Here is an 8,089-nt window from a genome sequence, read left to right on the forward strand (position 1 = left end):
AAAAGTGAAAGCTTCCTCGATTTCATCGAGGAAGCTTTCACTTTTTTAACTATAAGGACTTTTTCAGTGGCCTCGTATTGTACCGGAGCCATTTTTTTTGAGAGTCCATTGATAACGATCATAATTATAATCTTGTATATAATTCTCTATTACTAGTTGAAGAGATCGGAATGTTTGACAACACTTATAGTCTAATTCATCTTTCATATGACCAAAAAAGGATTCCATTGAGGCATTATCTAGACAGTTTCCTCTACGTGACATAGACTGTCTCATACCCATTTCCTTTACGCAGCGCTGAAATTCCGGGTGCGTGTAATGAAAAATCTAAGTGTAAAAGTGCTTCAGGATGAATCATATCTCCTAATCTATCTTTTAATTTATCTAATGTTTGATAGACGATATCCATTTGTAAAGAAGGGGAAACATGATAAGCTAAAATCTCTCGTGTCGTACTATCTTTTACGCAAGATAAATAAGCTTTCTTTAGTTTGTCATCAGAAAATAGCTGTTTTGAGGAAGGGCCACCAACATTTCCTTTTCCGCGTCGTTCTGTATGGAAGCCTTCCTCTTTTGTCCTCTTTGTCCATGTATAACTATTAAAGTATTATATTATGATGATATTTTCTTCAATATTTCTTTAGACTGAATATCTTTTCTAATGAACAATCCAGTGTATAAGAGGAATGTGCCAATTATCACAATGATTCCAATGTAAACGGACATTATCGTAGGAATCAAGAAAGCACCAACGATAATGGTAATTCTTGCAATCAGGTCAGCACCAATATCTGATAGACCTGCAAAAGCTGAATAAGATCCTCTTTTATCAGCCGGGATCATATTAGCTTGTTCTGCATTTCTGACAGGCGAGTAGACAAGTTCACCAACAGTAGCAATAAAATTAAAAATAATAAGTACGTACCAAGTGTTTGCAGATGTTACTGTTACATATCCTACACCATAGAGAACCAGACCTAAAAGTAACGCCTTCTTTCCACTTAAACGATCTGTAAATTTATTCACAATAAACGTCAAACATACCACTAAAAGCATATTTTGTATGTTGAGAATACTCAGCATCCTTACTCCTACTATTTCAAAGTTCCCAACGTTTATTGTATTAAATGTTTCTGAAAGTCGTATACCTATATAGCTATTTAAGGAGAACTCTGCCGCAAATATGCATGTAGATCCTATTACAACTTTTAAAAATGCTACATCTTGAATAGCAATTTTATAGTTTTGGATTAGATCCAATACTATATTTTCATGTTTTGGTTCTAAGAAATTATTAAATTCAGCAACTAACCACAATTTATAGGTAATTGGTAGTGTAGCAGAAACTAAGGTTAGTAATATAAATAACTCTTTTTGGTGATTAATGTATAAAAAACCACCTAATGCAGCACCAATTGCCATCGAAAGATTCATAAGCCAATAGTCAATTGTATAAACAGCCTTTCGATTTTCTGGTGTAGTTGAATCTATTATTATAGCGTGCATGGATGGACGACCAAGACTGCTAGATATTACAAAACCTACATAAGCAATTGCAAATAACCAAATCAACTTATCTGTAGGATATAAACTTAAGGTCATTAATAAAAACATTACAGCACTAGAAGAAGAAGTTAACAATAAAACTTTCTTCCGTTGAAAGCGATCTGAAATGTAACCTCCAATTAAACTTGAAAAAAAACTTAAAATAACAGTCGAGATTAAAAATAACCCGGCCCATACTTTATTTATTTCTTGAGCAAAAAACAATGCCATGAAAGGCATTACCGCTGATGTAACAGCACGATTAAAAAATGATGTAATTAAGCGTACTTTTATATTTTGCTCAAAGTCTTTCCAATTCATAGTATCTCCTCCTTTTATCTAATGTTATATTAAACTAGACTTATCAAACTAAAAATGGACATATCTAGAAAAATATGTCTACTTATAGAAGGAGATAGGAAAATGGATAAAAATTTATTGGATCTATGGCAATCATTTTCTTCAGGACACATAAAAATAAAAGACCTAGCAGACTTTTTAAGTTTAAGTACAAAGCAAACAGTACGTTACTTACATAAATGGATGGATGAAGGTTGGCTAATTTTCAATTCTGGAAAAGGAAGAGGACACACTTCCTCTCTTCAATGGCTTAAAAATATAGAACAAATCTATGAGTCACAAGTGATGGAGATTATGGATCAACAACCTGTTGAAAAAAGCAGTAAATATTTACTATATAATTGGTCTCCAAACAGTAAACTACGTTTGATGACTAAGTTTCACTCAAAATTTGGCTATATACATAATTCGGATGATAAATTAATTATTCCTAGAAGAAAGCCCTTTTTAACAACACATCCACTAGAGGCTGCCGATGTACATAGTGCACACATTGTCGCAAACGTGTTCAATCGACTTGTTTATATGGATGAAAAGGGGAACATATTTCCTGAAATAGCTCATAGTTGGGATTTAACTCAATCTAAGCTTAGACTATACTTAAAAAAGTCCATAAAATTTCATGATGGATCTATCTTAACAGCGACTGACGTGAAACTATGTCTCTCAAAACTACGGAGTCATAAATACTATAAAGACTTATGGGCACCAATAGAGAAAATAGATATTGTATCACCATTAATTATTGACATACATTATCCGGATGGTTGTAGCTATTGTTTACAAATGTTATGTATGATAAATACAAGCATTTATAAAGAAAATAACGGTGTAATTGTGGGAACTGGTGGTTTTTATATAGGAGAGAATAACCAGGAAAAGACATCATTGATAGCATTTAATGATTATTTTCAGGAAAGACCATTGCTAGATACAGTAGAATTCATTCAGGTTCCTCTAGAATTTGATACTATTTATCAATCTTCCAAGCGCAACGAGAACACTTCCACCTTTCAAGTAGAAAGAAATTCTGGCTTTGGCGTTATAATTATGAATGCCTGGCGTAATTCACCTATTCAACGAATCGATGTTCGTAACTACTTACATTATATTATTACTAAGAATATCAATCATATCCATGAATATGACTTTAATAAGATCCCCAACCCTACGAGTTGTTTGAAGGAAATAGATCATCAAATCGATATGCGACAAAAATCACGCCCCACATTTAAAGAACCACTTATTATAAAAGCTACTCAGTATACAGAAAAACTGACAAAGTGGTTAATGAATGTCTTAGAAAAAGAAAATATACCTTTTCTAGTCAAATGGGTTCCTTTTGAAAGCTATCTGAGAGATGAAAAACTTAATGAACAAGTTGATCTCTTTATTCATGGTGAGGTATTCGAGATGAATCAAGAGATATCATTTTATTATTTTCTAACAGCTAGATATTCACCGTTGGCTAAGATTGTAAAAACAAATGAAACAATAAAAAAACACCTTGATAGATACAAACGTACACATTTTGAGAAGTGGCCCTCATTAAATAAAGACCTTGAAAAAGAACTGATAGAATCCTCTATTATGATTCCCTTATATTATGATAAATGTCAGATTCCTTTTTCATCAGATCTAACGAATATTAGGATGAAATATTTTGGATATGTGGATTTTTCTCAACTTTGGGTAAGGCCTTTAATTTAAAAGCTACAAGAAATCTGGCACACTGTAATAATTATCACCCGATTTGAGGTACGGAAACATCACCATCAAGTTAACGAAAATGAGATACCCTATGCCCATCAACTTAAGATCTCATAATACCCCCAGAACGAAAATTTCGTGCATTTTGCTCGTTTTTATTGTTTTGGGATAACTCGTGCATTTAGCTTGATGGCGATGTGGCGGGCCCCCTATGTGAAAGCATCTTTTATTTATTCTTATAAACATCTATGTATTTCATTATGAAGTGTTTTAACACGCTCTTTATAGAATATGCCTTTATTCTTTATATTCTCGACTCAATATAGTTTTTAATTTTGCTCTTAGTTCTTCTGTTTTCGAACGTATATTAATCATTTTATCCCCCGATTCGCAAGTTATTTACAACCTGTAACAGCATCTCTGATTAATCTTCCAGATGTATTTCCCTTCATTTTAATACATTTGTTTTTTCATATTTCCAATCGTAATAAAGCTAGCCAATATTAAGATAGAAAATAAAAGCAAAATATTATTCACTCCCATACGAGTTATTAAAATACCAGTTAATAGAGCAGATGATATCTTAACAAATGATGCTAGAATCGTTCTTAAGCCTATTACCCTGCCAATATATTCTGTTGTAGTATTCAACTGTATTAACGTTTGCACAATAATCAAGTGCGACATGGTAAATAGCCCCATTATAAATATACAAATAACGGCCGTTGTTTTATAGTCATTCAAATATAATAAAAAAGAAGAGGTTGCCATACCCACCATCGTAATAAAAATAACTTTATGTTTAAACTTTTTTAAAAAATAGATAGCAATAAAACCTGCTATAATCCCTCCTACTGAAAATGCCATCTCAAATATTGAGTAGAGTCCGCTCCCTCCTTCAAACTGTTCTGCAAGAGGTAATAATAAAGTTGTTGTCATTTGTATACTAATGCTATTCAAAATAGATAAAAACAGTAAGTATTTCATTCCTTCTGCTTGATTAATAAAATTCCATCCCCGAATCCGGTAATGCTAATCCCTAATAAATATTTCAATTTATTACTCATAAAATTACCCCTTATATAATAGTTACCTTCATTTTAGGTGCATCACTTCAACAGAGTAAATTACAACTTAATTATCTATATTTATAATTAATTCTTATAAAGTAATAATTTAATATCTCAATCAAAATAAAAGAAGTAAAAGGGTATTACATATTATAAATGGCTTATATGTAATACCCTTAATTTTTTATGACTTTTTACAATTTAGGTCTCGATAATATACGATGTCCGCGTTTTGACGTCAGGACCCCTAATAGACCTCAAATAACTTTATTTCCATTAAATGTAAAAACATAATTATATAACTGTCCTCTAGTGAGTGGCTCAAAAAAGAAGGAATTCTTGCCGTGCCCCATAATGAGATTTTACTGTTTTGTTAGTGGAGGAGTATTGTTGTAATATATGAGTACATTCACTCTTTATCTCTGCACAATGTGTGGGGATCTTTTCATAAAGAAAAGACACTCCAATGAGTGCCTTTTCTTTACTAGCAACCGAATCCGCCGCCCCAACAACTGCAACCAATGATAATTAGCAGAATGAACAGGACAATTAGTAAAGCGAATCCGCCACCAAAACCACTACAACTACCTCCAAAGCCCATAACATTTCCTCCTTGAGTAAGAGAGACCAACTGGGATGCACATGTGTTTTAACGGATACACATTACTTTATGTTTTTAAACAATATATGAGCAGGTCCTTTTTCTTTATGAGGTGCACCACATCACCATCAAGTTAATAAAAATCCTCCAGATGCTGAAAGCATCTGGAGGTCGTGGGAATCTCATTTAGCGAGTCATATTTATAAAAAACAGACTTTTTTTTGTATCATTAATAGCCTTTGTGTCCATGGCTATCAAATTTATAGGTTTTTCCGTTAATTTCAACCTTGGTATCTGTATAAATTGAACCATCCTGTTTAGCATAATACGTAAAGTATCCGTAATAAGGGAAATGATACCCACCACCAACTGAGAACCATCCTATCTTAGCTGCTCCAGATTCATCGAAGTAATACCATTTACCATCGATTTGTTGCCAGCCCGTTTGCATTACGCCTTTATCGTCATAATGGTATATCTTACCATCAACTTTATCGAACCCTGTTAGCTTAGCTTCTCCGTCATGATTAAAATAATATCTTTTTCCGTCAATGGTTTCATGTCCATCGAAAGTATAGTGTGCGCCGTCTTTGAAATGATATTTCTTTCCATCAATCGTTTTCCAACCAGCATAAGTAGCTCCTTCTTCTAAGCTATAATAGTGGATTGCATTCTTCTCGCTTCCATCCGGTTGAGGGAAAGCTCTCTTTTCAGTCACTCCTAATTTTCTAATAGCACCGTTTTTCTCAAAGGCTACTTGTTTCTCGTTAAAAATAACAGTTGTAGGAGTAGTTAGTGCGTTTCCATTCAGATCAGAAGCTCTCTCAAGCACGCCCTTGTCAGAAAAATGAAGAATGACATTTTGATCTTCTAAACGTAGTTTATTTTTAGTAGGTTGGTAATTTTGGAAATCATAAATTTTACCATCGATTTCCCGCAAACCTTCTTTAACCAACGCTCCAGAAGCATCAGAATAGTAATTATCTCTCCATGCTGATCGTTGCAAAGCACCAGAATCATTAAAGTGATAGTACTTACCCTCAATTTGTGAATTTATTCCTGAAGCCATCTCGTGAGACTCCGGATTAAAATAATACGTATTACCCTCAATTTTCTGCCAACCCTTCAAGAGAACTCCTGAAGCATCTGCATAAAACCAACCGGGATTTTGCGTACCTTGGTTTACCCAACTATTTTTAATCAATTTTCCAGTAGAATCATATGCAGTCCATATAGAGCGATCTTTTTCATCAATTTTGAACTCTATTCCGTCATAATTCTGTTTCTCATTTTCTTTACTAGGATACCAATCTCTTAACCAGTTATGAATTTCATTGTTGCTTTTTGCAGTGAAACGAATTTCAGATTTGAAACTCCAATCAGTACCAAATTGGTGAACATTTTGATTACCAGCCAAACTTACTCCATTCTTGTTTTTTAAATAGAACTGGAATTTATTATCATTAGAATTGCCAGTCTGAACAAGTTCAAACACTTCATCATCACCAATCGAATCAGAATATTGAAGTCCCTTTCCTTCTTTCCCTGAAAGATATTTTGAACCTGTTTTTACCAATACTTTATTCGTCCCTTTTTTATAGGGGATAATTTGATAAGGTTTACCATCATTTAGTATACTAAATGGTAGTGTAATAGGTGTCTCTAGGATTTTTGTAGAGTCCGCCAATATATCAGTTGAGCGATCATTAAAATCTGCACGAGCTTTAGGGTCATTCTTAACATAATTCTCAAGAACATCTTTGGATACTGGCTTTGAAGTCAATGTTGATATTCGCTTTTCCTCATCTGATAACTCAGCAAATAGGGCATCTGTACCTCTAGCAAATGACCATTCAGAAGTATATGATGGGTATCTTTTCTTATGAAATGGAATAACAAGTCTTGGGTTTTTACCAGATGTTTTTTCTACGAATGCTGTTTGACCTTGATTCATCACAACTCCGGTCTTTCCTTCGTCTAATTGTGCTTGTGTAATGTAAAGAAGATCGTGTTCTGAGACAGATTTTGCATCAGGGTTTAGATCTATAATTGTACCCGCTTCAGTAATTTTAAGCTGCTGCCCAGATCTTAATTTATGAATTTCAATTTTTCCATTTGGATAGAGTACTTTAACTGATTTAGTAAAATTTGAATCATCTTCTGTATGATGCATGGAAATATTAAATTCCCCAGATGTAAAATTAGGAGCCCTGTAAGTTATATTTTCTGCATATACATCAATGTGAGTGCCTGGTCCTGGATCATTTGGAGATATTCCAAGTCCTTCATAAATGTCTTTCACTATACCTAATGAAGTAATCGTCACATCGAGTACGGTACCTATCCCTGCGCTAGCCTTGTTTTCTGCAATAGGAGCTACTGAAAAAAGAATACCTAATGCCGCTGCGGTAGGAATGACTTTCTTTCCAATTCCAATTGTTTTAAATTTTTTCTTCATTTTTGTTGTCCTCTCTTAGTAAAATTTAACCTAGATTGCTTACATGTAACACTGTAAAAAATAAACATATAAAGACTGTCGTATGTTGATTTAAAAATATAAAATCAATATTTATAAGTTCATCTTAGTTTAAATACCTTTCATCTTTCTTGCGAAAATGTTACAAAACTCTTTCGTTAATATCTTATAAAATTCCGAATTTTATAAGATATTCTGTATTTTTCAGCTTGGCCTCATGCCCATCAAGCTATACAGAAAAACACTCAAGAACATACTAAGATTAGTAGTGCAGACCAAGGCATTGGTTCGCACTACTATTTTTTATATAGTAGAAGTGAAGAAAAG

Annotated in this window: 6 protein-coding genes; 1 reads left to right on the top strand and 5 read right to left on the bottom strand. The window is 33.4% G+C overall.

Annotation, left to right across the window (positions count from 1 at the left end; translation table 11 throughout):
- Nucleotides 1–63 precede the first annotated feature (63 nt).
- Complete coding sequence (locus tag JDS96_RS33370) at nucleotides 64–282, bottom strand: integrase core domain-containing protein (RefSeq protein WP_374221022.1); 219 nt, start codon at nucleotides 280–282, stop codon at nucleotides 64–66.
- Between the two features lie 330 nt (nucleotides 283–612).
- Nucleotides 613–1,866, bottom strand: a complete 1,254-nt coding sequence (locus tag JDS96_RS29040; protein ID WP_003202829.1) for an MDR family MFS transporter — start codon at nucleotides 1,864–1,866, stop codon at nucleotides 613–615.
- A gap of 102 nt (nucleotides 1,867–1,968) precedes the next feature.
- Here JDS96_RS29040 and JDS96_RS29045 point away from each other — a divergent pair, with 102 nt between their 5' ends.
- Nucleotides 1,969–3,615, top strand: coding sequence for an ABC transporter substrate-binding protein (locus JDS96_RS29045; RefSeq protein ID WP_199668898.1), 1,647 nt, complete (start codon nucleotides 1,969–1,971; stop codon nucleotides 3,613–3,615).
- 453 nt (nucleotides 3,616–4,068) lie between these two features.
- On the opposite strand, the gene JDS96_RS29050 is transcribed toward JDS96_RS29045, so the two are convergent.
- The 3 genes from JDS96_RS29050 to JDS96_RS29060 form a co-directional block, all read right to left on the bottom strand.
- A complete protein-coding gene (locus tag JDS96_RS29050; RefSeq protein WP_242480017.1) occupies nucleotides 4,069–4,602 on the bottom strand; it encodes an MFS transporter in 534 nt (177 codons plus the stop codon).
- 567 nt (nucleotides 4,603–5,169) lie between these two features.
- Complete coding sequence (locus JDS96_RS29055; protein WP_199668899.1) at nucleotides 5,170–5,286, bottom strand: YjcZ family sporulation protein; 117 nt, start codon at nucleotides 5,284–5,286, stop codon at nucleotides 5,170–5,172.
- Nucleotides 5,287–5,515: 229 nt separating this feature from the next.
- On the bottom strand, nucleotides 5,516–7,744 hold the full coding sequence (locus tag JDS96_RS29060) for an N-acetylmuramoyl-L-alanine amidase family protein (protein ID WP_199668900.1): 2,229 nt from the start codon (nucleotides 7,742–7,744) through the stop codon (nucleotides 5,516–5,518).
- Between the last annotated feature and the right edge of the window lie 345 nt (nucleotides 7,745–8,089).

The organism is Bacillus cereus group sp. N21, assembly GCF_016483395.1.
Taxonomy (GTDB): domain Bacteria; phylum Bacillota; class Bacilli; order Bacillales; family Bacillaceae_G; genus Bacillus_A; species Bacillus_A pseudomycoides.